Annotated in this window: 12 protein-coding genes; 7 read left to right on the top strand and 5 right to left on the bottom strand. The window is 70.5% G+C overall.

The window, feature by feature from the left end; translation table 11 throughout:
* Window positions 1-45: 45 nt before the first annotated feature.
* Window positions 46-921 carry a PHP domain-containing protein gene (locus CUR96_RS05585; RefSeq protein ID WP_102192312.1) on the top strand — a complete coding sequence of 292 codons (876 nt, stop codon included), beginning with the start codon at window positions 46-48 and terminating at the stop codon, window positions 919-921.
* A 64-nt stretch (window positions 922-985) separates the two neighbouring features.
* On the opposite strand, the gene CUR96_RS05580 is transcribed toward CUR96_RS05585, so the two are convergent.
* Window positions 986-2,512 carry a DEAD/DEAH box helicase gene (locus CUR96_RS05580; protein WP_102192311.1) on the bottom strand — a complete coding sequence of 509 codons (1,527 nt, stop codon included), beginning with the start codon at window positions 2,510-2,512 and terminating at the stop codon, window positions 986-988.
* A 177-nt stretch (window positions 2,513-2,689) separates the two neighbouring features.
* On the opposite strand from CUR96_RS05580, the gene CUR96_RS05575 reads away from it, so the two are divergent.
* On the top strand, window positions 2,690-3,400 hold the full coding sequence (locus tag CUR96_RS05575; RefSeq protein WP_102192310.1) for a ferritin-like fold-containing protein: 711 nt from the start codon (window positions 2,690-2,692) through the stop codon (window positions 3,398-3,400).
* A 34-nt stretch (window positions 3,401-3,434) separates the two neighbouring features.
* Here CUR96_RS05575 and CUR96_RS05570 read toward each other — a convergent pair whose 3' ends face one another.
* Entirely contained in the window at window positions 3,435-3,722 is a 288-nt protein-coding gene (locus tag CUR96_RS05570) for a hypothetical protein (protein ID WP_102192309.1), read from the bottom strand.
* Between the two features lie 7 nt (window positions 3,723-3,729).
* A complete protein-coding gene (locus tag CUR96_RS05565; RefSeq protein WP_102192308.1) occupies window positions 3,730-3,954 on the bottom strand; it encodes a DUF3107 domain-containing protein in 225 nt (74 codons plus the stop codon).
* Window positions 3,955-4,123: 169 nt separating this feature from the next.
* On the opposite strand from CUR96_RS05565, the gene CUR96_RS05560 reads away from it, so the two are divergent.
* On the top strand, window positions 4,124-7,345 hold the full coding sequence (locus CUR96_RS05560; RefSeq protein ID WP_102192542.1) for an ATP-dependent helicase: 3,222 nt from the start codon (window positions 4,124-4,126) through the stop codon (window positions 7,343-7,345).
* Entirely contained in the window at window positions 7,342-10,785 is a 3,444-nt protein-coding gene (locus tag CUR96_RS05555; RefSeq protein WP_180968952.1) for an ATP-dependent DNA helicase, read from the top strand. Before CUR96_RS05560 ends, CUR96_RS05555 begins: the two co-directional genes overlap by 4 nt.
* On the opposite strand, the gene CUR96_RS05550 is transcribed toward CUR96_RS05555, so the two are convergent.
* The gene (locus CUR96_RS05550) at window positions 10,731-12,068 is read right to left on the bottom strand and encodes a phosphotransferase (RefSeq protein WP_245861091.1); all 1,338 of its coding nucleotides are present in this window, start codon (window positions 12,066-12,068) and stop codon (window positions 10,731-10,733) included. The two genes, CUR96_RS05555 and CUR96_RS05550, sit on opposite strands and share 55 nt — an antisense overlap.
* Window positions 12,069-12,132: 64 nt before the next feature.
* Here CUR96_RS05550 and nudC point away from each other — a divergent pair, with 64 nt between their 5' ends.
* Both nudC and CUR96_RS05540 read left to right on the top strand, forming a co-directional pair.
* Window positions 12,133-13,059 (top strand): NAD(+) diphosphatase, encoded by a 927-nt coding sequence (nudC, locus tag CUR96_RS05545; protein WP_102192306.1) that lies wholly within the window; start codon window positions 12,133-12,135, stop codon window positions 13,057-13,059.
* Window positions 13,056-14,798: an ATP-dependent helicase gene (locus tag CUR96_RS05540; RefSeq protein ID WP_180968951.1), complete on the top strand. Its 1,743-nt coding sequence runs from the start codon at window positions 13,056-13,058 to the stop codon at window positions 14,796-14,798. The genes nudC and CUR96_RS05540 overlap by 4 nt, the downstream gene beginning before the upstream one ends.
* Before the next feature lie 811 nt (window positions 14,799-15,609).
* Here CUR96_RS05540 and CUR96_RS05535 read toward each other — a convergent pair.
* Complete coding sequence (locus CUR96_RS05535; RefSeq protein ID WP_102192305.1) at window positions 15,610-17,046, bottom strand: zinc-dependent metalloprotease; 1,437 nt, start codon at window positions 17,044-17,046, stop codon at window positions 15,610-15,612.
* A 118-nt stretch (window positions 17,047-17,164) separates the two neighbouring features.
* Between CUR96_RS05535 and CUR96_RS05530 the strand changes: the two genes are divergently transcribed.
* On the top strand, window positions 17,165-18,250 hold the full coding sequence (locus CUR96_RS05530; RefSeq protein ID WP_102192304.1) for a YlbL family protein: 1,086 nt from the start codon (window positions 17,165-17,167) through the stop codon (window positions 18,248-18,250).
* Window positions 18,251-18,290: the final 40 nt, after the last annotated feature.

Below are 18,290 nucleotides of genomic sequence, written 5' to 3'. Positions count from 1 at the left end.
GCGACGGTCGCGCCCGGCGTCCTCCGCTCTCGCTACGCTCAGAGGATGTCCGCCGATCAGTCGCATCGATTCGCGGGTCCCGCCGACCTGCACATGCACTCCAACCACTCCGATGGGACGGAGGCGCCGGCCGAGGTGATGCGTCAGGCTCACGCCTACGGCATCCGCACCGCCGCCCTCACCGATCACGATCGCACCACGGGGTGGGACGAGGCGGCGGCCGCTGCCGGCGAGCTCGACATGACCTTCATCCCCGGGATGGAGCTGTCCGCGAAGCACGAGTGGCGCAGCGTCCACGTGCTCGGCTACCTGTTCGACCCGGACGACGCTGCTCTGCGGGTGGAGACCGACCGCATCCGCGGCGACCGGATCGGGCGCGCAGAGCGCATCGTTCGCAACATCGCGCGCGACTACGACCTGCACTGGGACGACGTGCTCGCCCAGACGATGCTGGATGCGACCGTGGGCCGTCCGCACATCGCCGACGCCCTGGTCGCCCGGGGCATCGTCCGCGACCGCACCGAGGCGTTCGACGGCATCCTGCACCCCCGTGAGGGCTACTACGAGCCGCACTACGCGCCCGACCCGCTCACGGCTGTGCGGCTGATCACCCGGGCCGGAGGCGTCGCCGTCATCGCGCATCCGGTGACATCGGGGCGTGACCGGATGATGCCCGTTCCGTTCATCGAGCAGCTCATCGCGGCGGGTCTCGGAGGATTCGAGATCGACCACCGGGAGAACACCGAGGCAGGCAAGAGGATGCTGCGTGAGCTGGCGGTGAAGCACGACCTCATCGTGACCGGTTCGAGCGACTATCACGGCAGCGGGAAGCCGAACCGTCCCGGTGAGAACACGACCACCGAGGAGATGGTCGCCCGGCTCATCGACCGCGCGACCGGTACGTCTCCGCGCTACGCCTGAGACGGATGAGACGCAAGACGGGCGGATGCGTGCAGCATCCGCCCGTCTCGGGTCTCACATCGCCTCAGGCGCCGGTCGGCGCTCCGGCGCCGGTGCCACCGCGGCGGCGGCGACGGCGACGAGCCGGAGCCGGCTTGCCGTCGTGGTGCTCCTTGCCGGCGCCGTCGTGCGTGCCCGCACCGGGCTCGGCGGCCTCATGGGCGGCGACACCCGCGACATCGGGTGAACCTGCGGTCGTCGCGGATTCCGCACCCTCCGCGAACGTGGATCCCACCTTCTCGGCAGCGCCGCGACGGCGACGACGACGGCGGGTTCCGCCCTCGTCTGTGCCCTGCTCGGCGGCATCGGCTGCGCGCTCAGGACGCGGCGCGCGCTGCACCTTCGGGGCCTCGGCCTTCTTCGGAGCCGTCGTCAGACGGCCCTTCGTGCCCGCGGGGATGTCGAGGTCTTCGAACAGGTGCGGGCTCGAGGAATACGTCTCGACGGGCTCGGGCTGGCCGAACTCGAGGGCGCGGTTGATGAGCGCCCACTTGTGCATGTCCTCCCAGTCGACGAAGGTCACCGCGATGCCGGTCTTGCCGGCGCGACCGGTGCGGCCGGCGCGGTGCAGATACGTCTTGTCCTCGTCCGGGATCGTGTGGTTGATGACGTGCGTGACGTCGTCGACGTCGATGCCGCGGGCGGCCACGTCGGTGGCGACCAGCACGTCCCGTTTGCCCGCCTTGAACGCGGCCATCGAGCGCTCGCGCTGCTCCTGGCCCATGTCGCCGTGCACGCCGCCGACGTTGAAGCCGCGGTCGCCCAGTTCGTCGACCAGTCGCTGCGCGGCACGCTTCGTGCGGGTGAAGATCACGGTCTTGCCGCGGCCCTCGGCCTGCAGGATGCGGCCGATGACCTCGTCCTTGTCCATCGAGTGCGCCCGGTACACCAGGTGCTTGATGTTCGCCTGCGTGAGCCCCTCGTCGGGGTCGGTCGCGCGGATGTGGATCGGGTTGCTCATGAAGCGACGGGCGAGCGCCACGATCGGGCCGGGCATCGTCGCCGAGAACAGCTGCGTGTGGCGGACCGCCGGGACCTTCTGGAAGATCTTCTCGATGTCGGCGAGGAACCCGAGGTCGAGCATCTTGTCGGCCTCGTCGAGCACGACCTGCGTCGCGTTCGAGAGGTCGAGCAGGCGCTGTCCGGCGAGGTCGATCAGGCGACCGGGCGTGCCGACGACGATCTGCGCGCCGGCCTTCAGCTGGTCGATCTGGCCCTCGTAGGCCTTGCCGCCGTAGATCGCGACGACGCTGGTGGAACGGTTGCTGGTGAGCAGGTCCATGTCCTCGTACACCTGCACCGCGAGCTCGCGGGTCGGCACGACGATGAGTGCCTTGACGCCGTGCTCCGGGTTCAGGCCCAGGCGCTGCACGACCGGGATGCCGAATCCGAAGGTCTTTCCGGTGCCGGTCTTGGCCTGGCCGATGATGTCCTGGCCGGGAAGGCCGAGGGGGATGGTCTGCTCCTGGATGGGGAACGCATCGATGATGCCCTTGGAGGCGAGTGCCTCGACGATGTCCGGATCGACGCCCAGATCAGCGAAAGTAGTCAATTCTTCATATGCCTGTCCGGCGACCCCTCGCAGGGCTCGGTGATCGCCACGAAAACGGATCCACGCCGTCTCTTCTGCCACAGGCGCGGGGTCCCACTCCACTGGCGGGACAAGCTCAGCCTACCCGAGGGGGTCGGAACACCCGAGACGGCGGCCGAGCTTGGGTAGTCTGGGCGCATGGTCGACTGGTTCTGGAAGCGCAAGGCACCGCGGCGCACACTGACGCTTCGCAGCCGCGGTGATCAGGGCGATGCGACCAGGGTCGACTTCGCCGAACTCGCGCCTGAACTCAATCGCTTCCTCGGGCAGGCCGCATACCTGCAGCTCGGCTACTTCGAGACGCTCACCCGGCTGATCCGGGCGACGCCGGAGCTCTCCGAGAAGGAGGCGCTGTCGCGGGCCGCCGGCGCAGCCCTCAGCAAGCATCGTGCGATCGTCGAACTGATCGCTTCTCGCGGCGATGATCCGACCCAGTTGATGCTGCCGTTCCGCGAGCACCTCGATGCCTTCCGCCGGAAGACGATCGGCGCGCGCCCCCGGGAGACTCTCCTGGCCGTGTACATCACCGCCGGGATGCTCGACGACTTCTACCTCGCGCTGGCCTCCAGCTATGGCGACACCGGACGCCGTGTCGCCGACATCCTGCGCGAGGACGACGACCGGCAGGAGATCGTCGCGATCATCCAGCTCACGATCGAGAGCGACGAGGAGTGGCGTTCACTGCTCTCGATGTGGGCGCGCCGTCTCGTCGGCGACACGCTGCTCGTGTGCCGCGCAGCTCTGCGCCCTGAGCGGCTCGCCGTGGATGAGGAGCGCGTCGAACCGGTCTACACCGAACTCATGGGCGCGCACGCCCGCCGGATGGATGCGATGGGACTCGCCTCCTAGCGGCTCTCAGCCGAACCGCACGGGGAGAGGCCGATCAGATCCCCAGCGCGGCCTTCGTCTCGGCGTCGGTGCGACGGCGGACCGCGACGATTGCGAGGGTCGCAACGGCGGCGATCACGACAGATCCGATGATGCTCGCGAGCCACAGCCAGATGCTGTCCTCGCCGATGCCGGCCCACTGCATCGCCGTGTAGATGACACCGGCTGCAACCGTGGCGATCGCCGGAGTGAGGGCGACGCCGCGCAGTTCCCGGCCGCCGATCAGGAAGTGCGCGCCGATCCCGAGCGCGCACGCGGCGACGAGTGCGAGAAGGATGTACATCGTGGGGTCAGGCGACGAAGCCGACGCGGCGTGATTCCTCGGTGCCCAGTTCGATGTACGCGAGGTTCGCGGTCGGTACCAGGTAGGAGTTGCCCTTCACATCGGCGAAGTTCAGGTGCGTCGAACCCTGCTCGAGAGCTGTGGCGACCTGGGTGCGGACCTCGTCGGCGGAGGCTCCGGTGTCGAAGCTCAGCTCGCGGCCGGTGTTGATGATGCCGATGCGGATTTCCACGCGTGCTCCTCGCGATTCATGTGACGACGTTCTCGTCGGGGACTGCGCCCAACTCTACCGCGGCGCTGTGGGCGCGGATCGGCCGCAGCGGCCGGTTTCGCCGTGAGCGCACAGGCCCGCGAACGCGGGGGGAGGAGCGATGTCCGCGCGCCCCGCTAGCGTGGAGATCATGACACCGGATGCTGCGCAGCGAGCCGTCATCGGCGCTCCTGCGACCGCATCCGGCGTGATCATCGGAGCGCCCGGAACGGGCAAGACCCGCACCCTCACCGATCGCGTCGTGCATCTGCTCGACTCTGGCCTGCGGCCCGCGGAGGTGCTGGTGCTCACTCCGAACCGGAAGGCCGCGACGATGCTGCGCGATCGCATCGGCGTGCGCATCGACCAGGCGACTCCCGGGCCGCTGGCGCGATCCCTCGGCTCCTTCGCCTTCCAGCTGGTGCGCGGTGCGATGGTGCAGCAGGGCGACGAACCTCCGGCGCTGCTCACCGGAGCCGATCAGGATCGCATCATCGCCGAACTCCTCGCCGGTCACGAGAGCGACGAGGATGACGGCGTCGAGCGCTGGCCGTCTCAGCTCAGTGCCATGGTCCGCGCCTCGAAGGACTTCCGTTCGGAACTGCGCGCGTTCATCGCCGAATGCGCCGAGCTCGGGGTGTCTCCGGAGGAACTGAGGGCATCGGACCGCGACGCCTGGCGCGCCGTCGCGGACTTCCTCATCGAGTACCGGGGGGTGCTCGACCAGTTCCGCTCCGCGCATCGCGATGCGGCCGACCTGCTCAGCGAGGCGGCTGCTCTGCTGCGCGCAGCCGACACGCCGTCCCTCGGGGCGCTCGGCGAACTGCGGACGGTGCTCATCGATGACGCCCAGGAGCTCACCTCCGGCGGCATCGCGATCGTGCAGGCGCTGCGCGATCGCGGGATCGCGGTGCTCGCCTTCGGGGATCCCGACATCTCCTCAGGTGCGTTCCGCGGTGCGAGCCCCGAGCTGTTCGCCCGGCTGGCTGTCGTTCTCGGCGATCTGTTCGTCCTCGACGAGCCGCACCGGCAGACGCCCGCGCTCACCGATCTGACCCGGAGGGTGACACAGGCGATCGGCGTCGCAGGCCGGGTCGAGCACCGGCGCGCACCGGCGCCCCGAGACGAGCAGGCACAGGACGACGGCATCACGACCTTCCTCGCCCCGTCGCCTCACGAGGAGATCGACCGCATCGCGGCCGTACTCCGCGACTGGCACCTCGAGCAGGGGATCCCGTGGGACCGGATGGCGGTGCTCGCACACGACACCCGGCAGGTGGTGAACTTCGACGTCGAACTGGCGGCGCGAGAGGTGCCGACGCGCTCCGCCGGCGTGCAGCGGCCTCTGGGCAGCGAGCAGGTCGTGCGCGACATCCTCGGCATCGTGCGCCTCGCCGCGACGCCCGTGGCCGAACGGGAGGCGGATGCTCTCGCCGAGGCGCTGCGCACGCCCTTCGGCGGCCTCGACGGCGTCGGACTCCGCCGGCTCCGCGCGGGCCTCCGGCATCGCGAGCTGGAGAACGGGGGCTCGGCACCGGCGCGCGAGCTGCTGAGAGTCGCTCTGGCGGAGCCGGCGACTCTCGACCTGCTGGACACGCCGGAGGCGCGCACCGCCGCGCGTTTCGGCTCGCTGCTGCAGGACGTCTCCGACGCCGCTGCGACGGGGGAGACCATCCACGAGCTGCTCTGGCGGGTGTGGGACGCGGCCAGGGCGCCGGGCGGACGCCGCCTCGACGACGCCTGGCGGGAGGCGTCCGATGCACCGGGTGGCGCCGAGGCCGGACGACGGCTCGATGCGCTCGTCGCTCTGTTCGACGCGGCCAAGCGCTCCGTGGAGCGCGTGCAAGAGGGGGGACCTGCGCGATTCATCTCCGACATCCTCGACAGCGAGGTGCCGGAAGACACGCTCTCGTCCCCTGAACGCCCGGGAACGGTGACGCTGCTGACACCCGCCACGGCTCTCGGCACCGAGTTCGATGCCGTCGTCATCGCCGGTGTCCAGGACGGCGTCTGGCCGAATGTTCGGCTGCGCGGCGGGATGCTCGACACCTGGCGTCTCGCCGACACGATCGCGGCGGCCCGAAGTGGCCATCGGCTGGATGAGCCCGACACGCAAGGCCGGCGCCGCACCGTGCTGCACGACGAGCTGCGCCTGTTCGTGCGCGCCCTCTCCCGGTCTCGCCGGCTGCTGCTCGTCACCGCTGTCGACGACGACGATTCGTCGCCGAGCGCCCTGTTCGGCTTCCTCCCGGAACCCCGCCCTGATGCAGGTGACCGCATGGCCTACCCGCTCACGCTCCGCGGCCTCGTCGCCCGGCACCGGCGCACGCTCACCAGCTCCGACGACGCGCACGCCCGTGCTGACGCGGCCGGCCAGTTGCGGCTGCTCGCCGAGGCGGGTGTGCCCGGCGCCGACCCGTCCACCTGGTACGGGGTGCGCGAGCCGTCCAGCACCGCGCCGCTGCGCGACCTCGACAACGCCGGCGTCCGCGTCTCCCCATCGCGGCTGGAGGCCTACGAGGAGTGCGGCCTCGGCTGGGTGGTGTCGGCGCTCGGCGGTGACACGGTGGTGGCGCCGTCGGCGGGCATCGGCACGATCCTGCACGCCGCGATGGAGCGCGCGCCCGAGGGCGGGATCGAGAAACTGCGCGAGATCGTCGCAGAACGATGGCCCGAACTCGACTTCGAGACCGCCTGGATCGGGCGCAAGGAGAGACGCCGCGCCGATCTCTACGTCGACCGGATGCAGGCGTACCTGAGCGAGGTGTCCCGGGACGGCGGGCGTGTGGTCGGATCAGAAGCGGCGTTCCGCTTCGCGGTCGGGCTGTCCGACGACGTCGACGACGTGGTCGTCGTCCCCGCAGACGGCGCGGCTCCGGCGGGGCGGGCGCTCGTGAGCGGCGTGATCGACCGGGTCGAGGTCTATTCCGCGGGCGCCGGCGAGCACCGCCCCGCGCGGGGGCAGCGCTGGACGGAGATGTCGGACGGCGCAAGCGGAGAGCGTGTTGTGGTGGTCGACCTGAAGAGCGGGAAATACGAGCCGGACACGGAGTCGGCCGTCCTCGAGCACGCGCAGCTCGCGGCCTACCAGGTGGCTGTGCAGGAGGGACTCGTCGACGGCGCCAACGCCGACGCGCTGGTCGGGGCGCGCCTCGTGATCGTGTCGAAGACCGTCGGCAAGAGCGACTACCGGGTGGCGCATCAGCACACGCTCGGCGACGAGCAGCGCGCGGCGTTCCTCCGCCGGGTCGCCGACGCGGGCAGAGGCATGGCGGCGAGCAGCTTCACCGCCCAGGCGCAGGCGCACTGCGAGGACACCCAGGTGTACGTCAAGCCGTGCCGCATCCACACCGTCGAGGCGGTGAGTTCGTGACCGTCTGGACGGGTGCGCTCGCGCTCACCGCCATCGAGATCGCCGCGGCTCTCGGCCAGCCGCCGCCCACGGCCGCCCAGCAGCGCGTCATCGAAGCGCCGCCGGGCCCCGCGCTGGTGGTCGCCGGCGCCGGATCGGGCAAGACGGAGACGATGTCGGGGCGGGTGGTCTGGCTCGTCGCGAACGGCCATGTCCGCCGAGACGAGGTCCTGGGGCTGACCTTCACACGCAAGGCGGCCGGTGAGCTCGCCGAGCGCATCGGAACGCGCCTCGCGCTGGTCGACGAGTACGGGCGGCGCGGTCTCCTTCCGCATCTTGCCGAGATCGTGCGCAGCGGCGCGCTGGAGCGGGTCGAGGCAGCAACCGCCGGGCGTCAGCGCGAACTGGTGCGCTCGACTGTTCTCGACGAGCTCGCCGTGCGCTTCGGCACCGGCTGGGACCCGTCGGCCCCGCGTCCCGCGGAGGACATCATGATCCGCCCGCGGGTGTCGACCTACAACGCGTTCGCCGACTCGCTGGTGCGCGAGCACGCGGCGCGGATCGGCCGCGACCCGGATGCCGCGATGCTCAGCCAGTCGGCATCGTGGCTGCTCGCCCGCACGGTCGTCCACCGATCGCAGGACCCCGATCTGGAGGAGATCGAGCGATCGCCGTCCGGAGTGATCGATGCCGTGCAGCGCCTCGCCGGCGACGCCCTCGACCATCGGGCCGACGTCGCGGACATCGAGAGGATCGCCAGCGCTCAGGCCGAGGCGTTCCGGCCATACCGGGAGCGGGCGATCGTGGAGACTGCGGCGGCGAACCTGGAGAACATGCCGGTCCTCACCCGGCTCGTCGCCGAGTACGTCGCCGAGAAGTCCCGTCGTGGCGTGCTCGACTTCGCAGACCAGGTCAGCGGCGCCTTCGACATCGTCGAGGGCTCGGCCGACGTGCGCGAAGCACTGCGGGAGCAGTACCGGGTGGTGCTGCTCGACGAGTACCAGGACACGTCCGTCATCCAGACGCGATTCCTCGCCGCACTGTTCCACGACACCGCGGTGATGGCGGTCGGAGACCCGCACCAGTCGATCTACGGATGGCGCGGTGCCAGCGCCGACAACCTCTATGCCTTCGGCCGCGAGTTCGCCCGCGCACAGCCGGCTGCCAACTACAGTCTGATGACGAGCTGGCGCAACGACCGCAGCATCCTCGACGTCGCCAATCGCGTTCTGCTGCCGCTGCAGCGGGCCGAGCTCAGCGTGCCCGAGCTGGAACCGCGGCCGGGAGCCGGCGAAGGCGCCGTGGACGTGCGCTTCGCGCTCACGGTGGAGGACGAAGCCGACGAGGTCGCGACCTGGTTCGCCGATCGCCGTGACGCGGCGGATGGCGCATCGAGCGGCGCGATCCTGTTCCGGTCCAAGAAGCACATGCAGACGTTCGCCTCAGCCCTCGGCCGCCGCGGCATCCCGCATCGCATCCTGGGACTCGGCGGACTCCTGTCGACGCCCGAGGTCGTCGATGTCGTCTCCGCTCTGCGGGTGATCCATGACCCGACCGCCGGGTCCGCGCTGATCCGCCTGCTCGTCGGACCGCGCTTCGCGGTCGGCGTCGCCGACATGGCGGCGCTGTACGACCTCGCGACGACCCTCGCCAAGCGTGACGGCTCGCTCACCCCGCTCTCCGACGAGGTGCAGGCGCGGCTGCGGTCCTCGCAGGGCGCGGACGAGGCCGTGTCGATCGTCGATGCCGTCGATTTCGTGCGCGGCATCGACGACGGCTACCGGATGCTCGATGCGATCACCCCGGCTGGACGCGCGCGCCTGCGCGAGGCGGGAGAGATGCTGGAGCGGCTGCGCCGGGCGTCCACGCAGCCCATCCCCGAGCTGATCCGCCTGATCGAGACCGAGCTGCGCCTCGACATCGAACTGGCGACGAACGAGACCAGGGGACCGGCGCGCACGGCGTCGACGCAGCTGCGTGCCTTCACCGATGAGGTGCGCGCCTTTCTCACGGCCGACGAGCGCGGCACTATCGGGAGCCTGCTGGCCTGGCTTGACAAGGCCGAGCGCACGGACGAGCTGATGCCGCGGACGGAGCCGCCGGAACCCGGGGTCGTGCAACTGCTCACGATCCACGGTTCGAAGGGCCTGGAGTGGGATGCTGTGGCCGTGGTCCGCCTGGTCGACGACGAACTGCCCGGCACACCGAAGGAGACGGCCGGCTGGTTCGGCTTCGGGATGCTTCCGTTCGCGCTCCGCGGCGACCGCACGGCCTTGCCTGTTTTCTCCTGGGATCCGGCGGCGGAGATGGCCGCGGCTGGCGACGATCCGAAGAAGCGCCACAAGGCCGCGCTCGATGCTCTGGGCAGCGGGCGGACGAAGGCCTATCCGTTCGGTGGCGCTCTCGAGCGGTTCAAGTCCGAGTACCGCGACTACCAGCAGCAGGAGGAGCGGCGGCTGGCCTACGTGGCCGTCACCAGGGCCCGCACCCATCTGCTGCTCAGTGGGGCGCACTGGGCGGGGCAGAAGAAGCCGCGCACACCCAGCCCTTACCTCCTGGAGGCCATCGAGATCCGCGGACTCGACGCCATCGGCGACGTCGATCCGGACGAGAACCCGTACGAAGGCGCCTCACGCACCACGTCCTGGCCCCGGGATCCTCTGGGCGGACGCCGGGGCGTCGTGTCGCGCGCGGCCGAGGAGGTGCGAGCGGCGATGGCATCCACCACGTCACCGCAGGCGACGCGCGAGCTCGAGAGCCTTCTCGCGGAGCGCGCCGAACGACAACGGGGGATCATCGCTCATGTGCCGACCCGGGTTCCGGCGTCGCGATTCAAGGACTACATCGGCGACTTCGCCGGGACCGCCCGCACGATCGCGCGGCCGATGCCGGAGCGCCCGTACACGCAGACCCGGATAGGAACACTGTTCCACTCCTGGGTGGAGCACCGCTCCGGGCTCGTAGGCGCCGACTCCTCGCTCGACGACGGCCTGTGGGAGATCGATGACGACGAGGCGCAGCTCGACGATGTCGCCAGGGCCGACGAAACGGCCCTGGCGGAGTTGCGCGACACCTTCGAACGCAGCGAGTGGGGTGCGCTGCAGCCGATCGCTGTCGAGATCGAGATCGACTTCGCGCTCGGGGGCACAGGCGTGAGCGACGAGAGGCATATCGTCATCTGCAAGCTCGACGCCGTCTATCGCCGCGATGACCGCGGCGACCGGATCGAGATCGTGGATTGGAAGACCGGCAAGGCGCCGCGCACCGCCGAGGAGCGTGAGGAGCGGATGCTCCAGCTCGCCCTCTACCGGCTTGCCTACCACCGCCGGTTCGGGGTGCCGCTCGACGAGATCGACGTCGCGCTGTACTACGTGGCCGACGATCTCGTCATCCGCGGGGACCGGATCTACTCGGAGGAGGAACTCTTCCAGCGCTGGAGCGCGGCTCGAGCGGCACGTTGAGCCTCGTCCGAATCGCCGGTGGCCGTGGAGCGATCGTGGTCGTCGCGCTCAGGAGCTGCCTGATCGACGTCCTCCATCCGGAACAGTCCTGAATCAACGACGTCCGACAGATCCTCGGTTTCGACGTTCGGCATCTCAGCTCTCCGATCAGCGGGCGCATCCGATGCGTCCTCGGTCGCAGGGGATCCGTCGAGAGGAGGGATCGAACCCGTCGCATCCGGATCGTGCCAGAGGTCGTCGGGGTTGTAGGCGTCGGTCTGCATCGAGGTGTCGACGGCGACGGCCGCCGCGGCGGGGACGCGGTCGAGGGCGTCGAGCGCCGAGTCCACGCCCTCGCTCCGCGCCGCGATCACACTTCTGTCGTCGTCGCGGAGACCGGCGGCGAGGGCCTCCAGGAGAGCGGCCGCATCATCGACGATGTCCGCACGGCGCAGAGAGTCTCCATGGGCGAGCCAGCGCGCGAACTCCAGCTCTGCGAGCAGGCGCGCCCGCACCTCGAGCGAAGAATCGGGCACCCGTCCCGCGGCACGCGCATACGAGGCGTGCACATCGGCGGCCGCTTCCGGCGCGGCCGAGAGCCACGCCAGGTCGACGGCCGGATCCCCGACCGACAACCCGTGCCAGCCGACCAGTCCGGTGACCCGCGGCCCGAGTTCAGGGTCGTCCTCGAACAGGAACGACGTCGACTGCAATCCGCCGAGCACGACCGTGGCCTCGAACCGCCACAGATCGTCGTCGGCGACGGCCTCCCGCCAGCGCACCGTGAGCCTCGCGGGCACCCGCCCGGTCGCGGCCGCGGTGTCCACGAGCCGGCGCACTTCATCACGGCCCTCCTCCGCGGAACGCGTGGACAGGCCGGCGCCGCGGACGACCGAGACCGGCATCCCGTGGACGGCGGCGATCGCGGCACCCATCGACTCGGCCGCACCCGGGCCGCCAGGAACCTGCGGGGCCTCGATCTGGAACCCCGGAAGCAGCTCGGTGACGAGCGCGCGGCCATCACCGACACGCGTCTCGCCGATGTACTCCGGCGCCCGGAAGGGCAGCATGGCGCGGGCCCCTGCGGTGAGGGCACGCAGCGCGATCGCCTCGGCGGCGAGTTCGCGCGCGGTCTCGTCGTCGTCCGCCACGCGGATCGCGAGTTCGCGCCGGTCGCCGAGCGTGACGACAGCGGAGTCGAAACGGGCGTCGCCGTCGGCGGTCAGCGGGCGTGCACCCGTCACGTCCGCCCCGGGCAATGCGGCCGTCACCGCCGCGGCTAGAGTGAAAGGAGAGCGTGCCATGCCCCCAGGGTAGGTCGGTGCAGGGGCGGTCCCGCCCTCGCCACGCCCGTGAGAGAGGGAGTCGATGATCATCCAGGGTCCGACCCTCGACCGTGCGGCCGAGATCCGCACCGAGACCGACGTCATCGATCGTCTGCGCGCGGACGCGAACACGCGGGTGCTCGTGGTGCGCGACGGCCGTGTTCGCGTGGCCCTTCCCGATGCTCCTCCCGCCGGCGCCGCGCCTTCGGAAGAGCCGGCGCCCACTCTCGTGCTGGCTGCGCCGGCCGAGGTCGGAGACGCCACCTGGGCGCTTCTCGGCCGCGACGATGCCGGAGCAGCGGTGCTGCTCGCCGCCACCGCCGATGACTCCGCAACGATCGACGCCGCGCCCGAGGAGACCTGGCTGGGTCTGCGGGACATCGCCGGACGGCTCCATGCGGCTGACGTCGCACTCCTGGTCGAAGCGGTCGCGCTCGCCGGGTGGCTGCGGGATGCGCCTTTCTGCCCCGCCTGCGGAAACGCCACCGACGTGATCCAGGCCGGCTGGTCTCGTCGGTGCCGATCCTGCGGCCGGGAGCATTTCCCGCGCACCGATCCGGCCGTGATCGTCGCCGTCGAGAGCGTGGACGGCGAGAGGCTGCTGCTCGGAGCCAACGCGAACTGGGGCGGCCGCATGTACTCCTGCTTCGCGGGGTTCGCCGAGGCCGGAGAGTCCCTGGAGCAGGTCGTTCACCGGGAGATCGAAGAGGAGGCGGGCGTGCGCCTCACCGCGATCCGCTACATCTCCTCGCAATCGTGGCCGTATCCGCGTTCGCTGATGATCGGCTTCCGCGCGGTCGTCGAGGACGAGTCCGTCGCACGCGCCGACGGTGAGGAGATCATCGACGTCCGCTGGTTCACCCGGGCAGAGATCGGTTCGGCGCTCGAGGGCAGGGGACCTGTCGGGTTGCCCGGTTCGGCTTCGATCGCCCGGGCGCTGATCCGCGACTGGTACGAGGATCGGACGTGAGCGAACCCGAGGCCGTCGGCGGAGCTCTGGCGGCTCTCGATGCACGGCAGCGTGAGGCGGCGTCTGTGCTGCGCGGCCCCGTCGCGGTCCTCGCCGGAGCCGGAACCGGAAAGACCCGGGTGATCACGCACCGGATCGCGCACGGCGTCGACACCGGCACGTACTCGCCGTCGCGCGTGATGGCGGTGACATTCACGGCGAAGGCCGCCGGTGAGCTCCGAGGTCGGCTGCGCGCACTCGGGGTCGAGGGCGTCGCCGCCCGCACGTTCCACGCCACCGCCCTCGCGCAGCTCAACTTCTTCTGGCCGACCCTGGCGGGTTCACCCGCCCCGTCGATCATCGACAACAAGGTGCGGCTGCTCGGCCAGGCGGCCGACGGCCTCCGGATGCGACCCAACACCGCCACGCTTCGGGACATCGCCTCGGAGATCGAGTGGCGCAAAGTCTCGATGCTCTCCATCGAGCAGCACGCGGCGCTCGGGCGCACCGTGAACGGCGTGGACGCGACTCAGCTAGCGGAGTTGCAGCGCGCGTACGAGGTGCTGAAGGACGAGCGGCGTCAGCTCGACTTCGAGGACGTGCTGCTGGCGTGCGCAGGGATGCTGGAGGCGGAGCCGCGCGTCGCGGCATCCGTCCACGAGCAGTATCGCCACTTCACGGTCGACGAGTATCAGGACGTGTCCCCGCTGCAGAATCGGCTCCTGGAACTGTGGCTGGGGGACCGGCGCGACCTCTGCGTGGTGGGAGACGCGAGTCAGACGATCTACTCCTTCGCCGGCGCCGAGCAGCGCTTCCTGCTGGAGTTCGGCCGGCGATATCCGGACGCGACCGTGGTGCGCCTGGAGACCAACTACCGTTCGCAGCCGCCGATCCTCACGGCGGCCAACGCGCTGATGCGCGGCCGCCCCGGAGCCTTGGAGCTCGTCCCCGCTCGGGACTCGTTCACCGCCGACGCTCCGACGGTCACGGCCTACGACACCGAGACGGAGGAGGCCACCGGAGTTGCTGCGGCGATCGCCGCAAGGATCGCCGGCGGTGCGTCACCGGCGGACATCGCAGTGCTCTACCGGGCGCATGCCCAGTCCGCAGCCCTGCAGCAGGCACTGGGGGCGGCGGGCATTCCGACGACGGTCCTCGGAGGAACGCGATTCTTCGCGATGCCCGAGGTGCGGCAGGCCATCCTTGCGCTCCGAGGAGCAGCGGTCGCGCCGACCGAGCGGGACTTCCTCGGGAACGTCGAGAAGGTGCTCCGCGAACTCGGCCTCACCGAGGAGCCGCCCGCTGCCGGAGGGGCACAGCGCGACGGCTGGGAGGCGCGCCGCGCGATCCTCCGGCTGGCGGAGGAGGCGGGTCCGGACGCGAATCTGCGCTCCTTCAGCGATGCCCTGATGGCGAGGGCGAAGGATCAGCACGAGCCCACGATGCACACCGTGACGCTGTCGACGTTGCACGCCGCGAAGGGGCTCGAGTGGCCGCACGTGCACCTCGCCGGATGGGCGGAGGGCGCGCTGCCGATCTCGTATGCGACGACGTTCGAGGCCGTCGACGAAGAGCGGCGTCTCGCCTATGTCGGGGTCACGCGGGCTGCGCGAACGCTGTCGCTGTCGTGGTCGCGAGCGGCAGGACGAGGGGAGAGGGCGCCATCGCGTTTTCTCGCTGAGATGGGAACGACCGCTCGCGGCACCGGCATTCTTCGTGAAACGTCACCGAACTCCACTCGCGGGCGCCGTCCGCAGTGACCTGAGCGGTCGGTGAGGAGTCGCCCTCGGGCGATGACAGGATGCGGGAGACGAGAGCAGCGGCCTCCGCGACGCGCACGGCGGGGATGGGGCCGCAGTCGCGGCCGATCAACTGGGCGTGCAGCCGAGGCCAGGCCGGATCGCGATCGCGCTCATGGCCGTCGCGGCACGACAGGCACGGCGTGACGCCGGGCAGCACCAGCGGCCCGACGGTCACCCGACCCCTCTCGAACGACACCGGCAGATGCGGGATGTCCGCGCTCAGGTACGGAGCGAGCTGGAGCGCGGCCGCCGCTCCCTCCACGAGGATGACGCCGACGGCATCCGGATCGCCACGCACCCCGAACGACAGCCCCTCGTCGCCGAGAGCATCCCGCATCCGATGATCGCAGCGGGCGTCGGTGATGTTGATGCCCTCCACCCAGACTTCCGGTGGAGTCGCTGGATCGTCGATGAGGAGCGGGTGCAGGCGTCGCAGCAGCATCCGCGCCTCGTCCCGTGGCGCCCCGGCGGCGTGCGCGATCACGTCGAAGGCGCGGCGCTGGAACCCGGCGCACATCCTCGCGAGCAGCGCTTCGACCCAGATGCCGACCACCTCGATGCGCACATTCCCCTCGACGCCGAGTTGCAGCGTCCGCTCGTCGCGCCAGAGCAGAGGAGCAGACGGATCGAGGCGGGTGATCGTCTTCGGGGTGAGCGGGGACATACCCCGATTCTCACGACCTGCGAGCAGGCGCAGGACGCAGAACAGCCATCCGTGGACAACTTGCCGCCGCTCCCGCTCTGGGGAGGACGAGTGGAGAGTCCCCGTTCAGACCGGCCTTTCCCCGCCGTTCCCGTGCTCGTCCTCTGGCGTGTCCTCGCCGGAACCTCCCGGGTCCGCGGTGCCCTCGGATCCCGGTTCCGCTTCCGTATCGCCGGTGAAGTCATCGCCGTCGAGCAGACGCGCGAGTGCCTCGTCGAACTCGTCGGCTGCCGGCTCCTCACCGCGGGCGACCGCCTGCAGCCGGGCCACCAGCGCGCTGGGGTCGTCGATGTCCTCGGCCGTGGGCATGAGATCGGGGTAGTCCCAGAGCGAGTCACGAGCGGCCGTGCCGACGGCATCCGTAACGGCCTGCCACATGGCGACCGCCTCGCGCATCCGTCGCGGCCGCAGCTTCAGCCCGACCAGTGCACCGAGGGCGTCCTCGGCCGGGCCGCCGACCGCGCGACGGCGACGAGCAGCCTCGGCGAGGCGGGCGCCGTCGGGAAGACGCGAGGTCGCCTGGGCTGTGACCACGTCGACCCAGCCGTCGATGGTCGCGACGAGATTCTCCAGCCGGGTCAGCGCCTCACGCTGTGCCTCGGTCTGCGTGGGCAGCAGCGCGCCGCCTTCGATGGCGGCGCGCAGTTCCTCGGGATTCGATGGGTCGAGCCGGCTGGCGACGTCTTCCAGCGCGTCGACGTCGACGGTGACACCGCGAGCGAAATCGGTGATCTGAGCCATCACGTGCAGGTGGAGCCATTTCGCATGGCGGTACAGGCGTGCGTGGGCGAGCTCCCGCGTCGCGAGATACAGCGCGATCTGATCCTCGGGGATCTCGAGCCCCTCGCCGAAAGCGGTGAGATTCTGCGGGATCACCGCTGCGGTGCCGGCCGGCAGCACCGGAATGCCGACGTCGCCGCCCGAGACGACCTCGAGCGACAGGTTGCCGAGCACCTGGCCGAACTGGGCGGCGAACACCGAGCCGCCGAGACCGCGCATGAGCTTGCCCGCCCCCTGCACGAGACCGCGCATCTCCTCGGGCACCTGCGTGTCGAGCGCCGTGGTGAGGGCGTCGGCGATGCTCGTCGACACCGGGTCGGCGATCTCCTTCCACACCGGCAGTGTCGCCTCGACCCACTCACCGCGGGTCATCGCCTTCGGCGCCTCCGCGAGTTCCGAGATCGTCGTCGCCTCGCCGAGCCACAGGTTCGCCAGGGCGAACGCGTCGACGAGCGAGGTGCGCGAGCCATCGGTGACGCCCTGGCCGTCGCGGTTCGCGATGTGCAGAGCCTGACGCAGCGCGTTCTCCCACGCGTCGCCGCCGAATGCCCCCTGCAGTTGCGACATGATCGTCGACATCATCGCCGGGTCCAGTTGCAGGCCCTCCATGCCGGCGAAGGCGCCCTGCAGCGCCTCCGGGTCGATGTCGCCGGCACCCTGGCCGGACAGCATCCGTCGGAGGAACTCCTGGAAGTCCTCGGGGGTGGGGTCGTTGTCTGCCATGTCGCTCGCCCTCTCAGCACGCCGATAGCCGTGGCATCTACGCTAGTTGCAGGTTTCTGCACGTGACCCCGACGCGGGCAGATCGCTGTACGCCGCCCGCGAACGACGGAGGATCACTGTGGACAGATTCCGGTCTGCGAAGCCCGGACTGGGTGTCTGGGCCTTGATCGTCGCGCTCGTCGCGCTGGTCGTGCTGACCTTCCTGCCCACGCCCTACGTGATCCAGCGCCCTGGGCCGGTCTACGACACCCTCGGGACGGCTGCCGGCAAGGACGGCGAGCAGGTTCCGCTCATCCGGATCGACGGTGCCGAGACCTTCGAGACCGCGGGAACTCTCGACCTCACGACGGTGCAGGTCATCGGCAATCGCGAGCGCACCCCCAGCTGGTTCGAACTGGCGCTGGCGTGGACGGACTCGTCGCGCGCCGTCGTGCCGCTGGACTCGGTGTTCCCCGAGGGCGTCAGCAGCGAGCAGCGCGACGAGCACAACGCCGTGCTGATGGTCGACTCGCAGCACGAGGCGACGGCCGCGGCACTGGGCGAACTGGGCTACGACACCGGTGCGAGCGTCCACGTCGTCGAAGCGGTCGAGGGCACCCCCGCCGACGGGGTGCTCGAGCCGGATGACGTGATCACCGCGATCGGCGGGGAGGCGGTCACCTCCGCGAAGGTGCTGCGCCAGGCTATCCAGGATGCCGAGGGTGAACCCGTCGAGCTCACGGTGCTCCGCGGCGGGGAGGAGCGATCGGTCGCCCTCACCCCGGAGAAGCGCACCGAGGGCGAGAACACGACGTGGGTGATCGGGATCTCCCTGAAGACCGAATACGACTTCCCGTTCGAGGTCGCCATCCAGCTCGACAACGTCGGCGGTCCCAGCGCCGGGATGATGTTCGCCCTCGGCATCATCGACACGTTGACCCCCGGCGAGCTCAACGGGGGAGAGGACATCGCCGGCACCGGGACCATCGAGGCCGACGGCACGGTCGGCCCGATCGGCGGCATCCGGCAGAAGCTCTACGGCGCGCGCGACGCCGGGGCGGAGTACTTCCTCGCTCCCGAGGCCAACTGCGACGACGTCGTCGACCACGTGCCCAGCGGGCTGCAGGTGATCCGCACCGCGACGCTCGACGATTCCCTCGAGGCGCTGGCGGTGATCGCCGGCGGCGGCGACGTGGATTCGCTGCCCACCTGCGAGGTCCCGTGACCACGCCGTGACCGGGATGACAGCCCGCCCATAGTGAGGC

Source organism: Microbacterium aurantiacum (assembly GCF_002872075.1).
GTDB classification, from domain to species: Bacteria; Actinomycetota; Actinomycetes; order Actinomycetales; family Microbacteriaceae; genus Microbacterium; species Microbacterium aurantiacum_A.
The sequence above is the reverse complement of the archived record's forward strand: the minus strand, read 5'-3'. Positions and strand labels throughout refer to the sequence as shown.

Excerpts from the sequence above, each read along its gene's own strand:
- CUR96_RS05585 (WP_102192312.1), top strand. The coding sequence starts at position 46 with ATGTCCGCCGATCAGTCGCATCGATTCGCGGGTCCCGCCGACCTGCAC.
- nudC (WP_102192306.1), top strand. The coding sequence starts at position 12,133 with ATGATCATCCAGGGTCCGACCCTCGACCGTGCGGCCGAGATCCGCACC.
- CUR96_RS05535 (WP_102192305.1), bottom strand. The coding sequence starts at position 17,046 with ATGGCAGACAACGACCCCACCCCCGAGGACTTCCAGGAGTTCCTCCGA.
- CUR96_RS05570 (WP_102192309.1), bottom strand. The coding sequence starts at position 3,722 with ATGTACATCCTTCTCGCACTCGTCGCCGCGTGCGCGCTCGGGATCGGC.
- CUR96_RS05550 (WP_245861091.1), bottom strand. The coding sequence starts at position 12,068 with ATGGCACGCTCTCCTTTCACTCTAGCCGCGGCGGTGACGGCCGCATTG.
- CUR96_RS05560 (WP_102192542.1), top strand. The coding sequence starts at position 4,124 with ATGACACCGGATGCTGCGCAGCGAGCCGTCATCGGCGCTCCTGCGACC.
- CUR96_RS05575 (WP_102192310.1), top strand. The coding sequence starts at position 2,690 with ATGGTCGACTGGTTCTGGAAGCGCAAGGCACCGCGGCGCACACTGACG.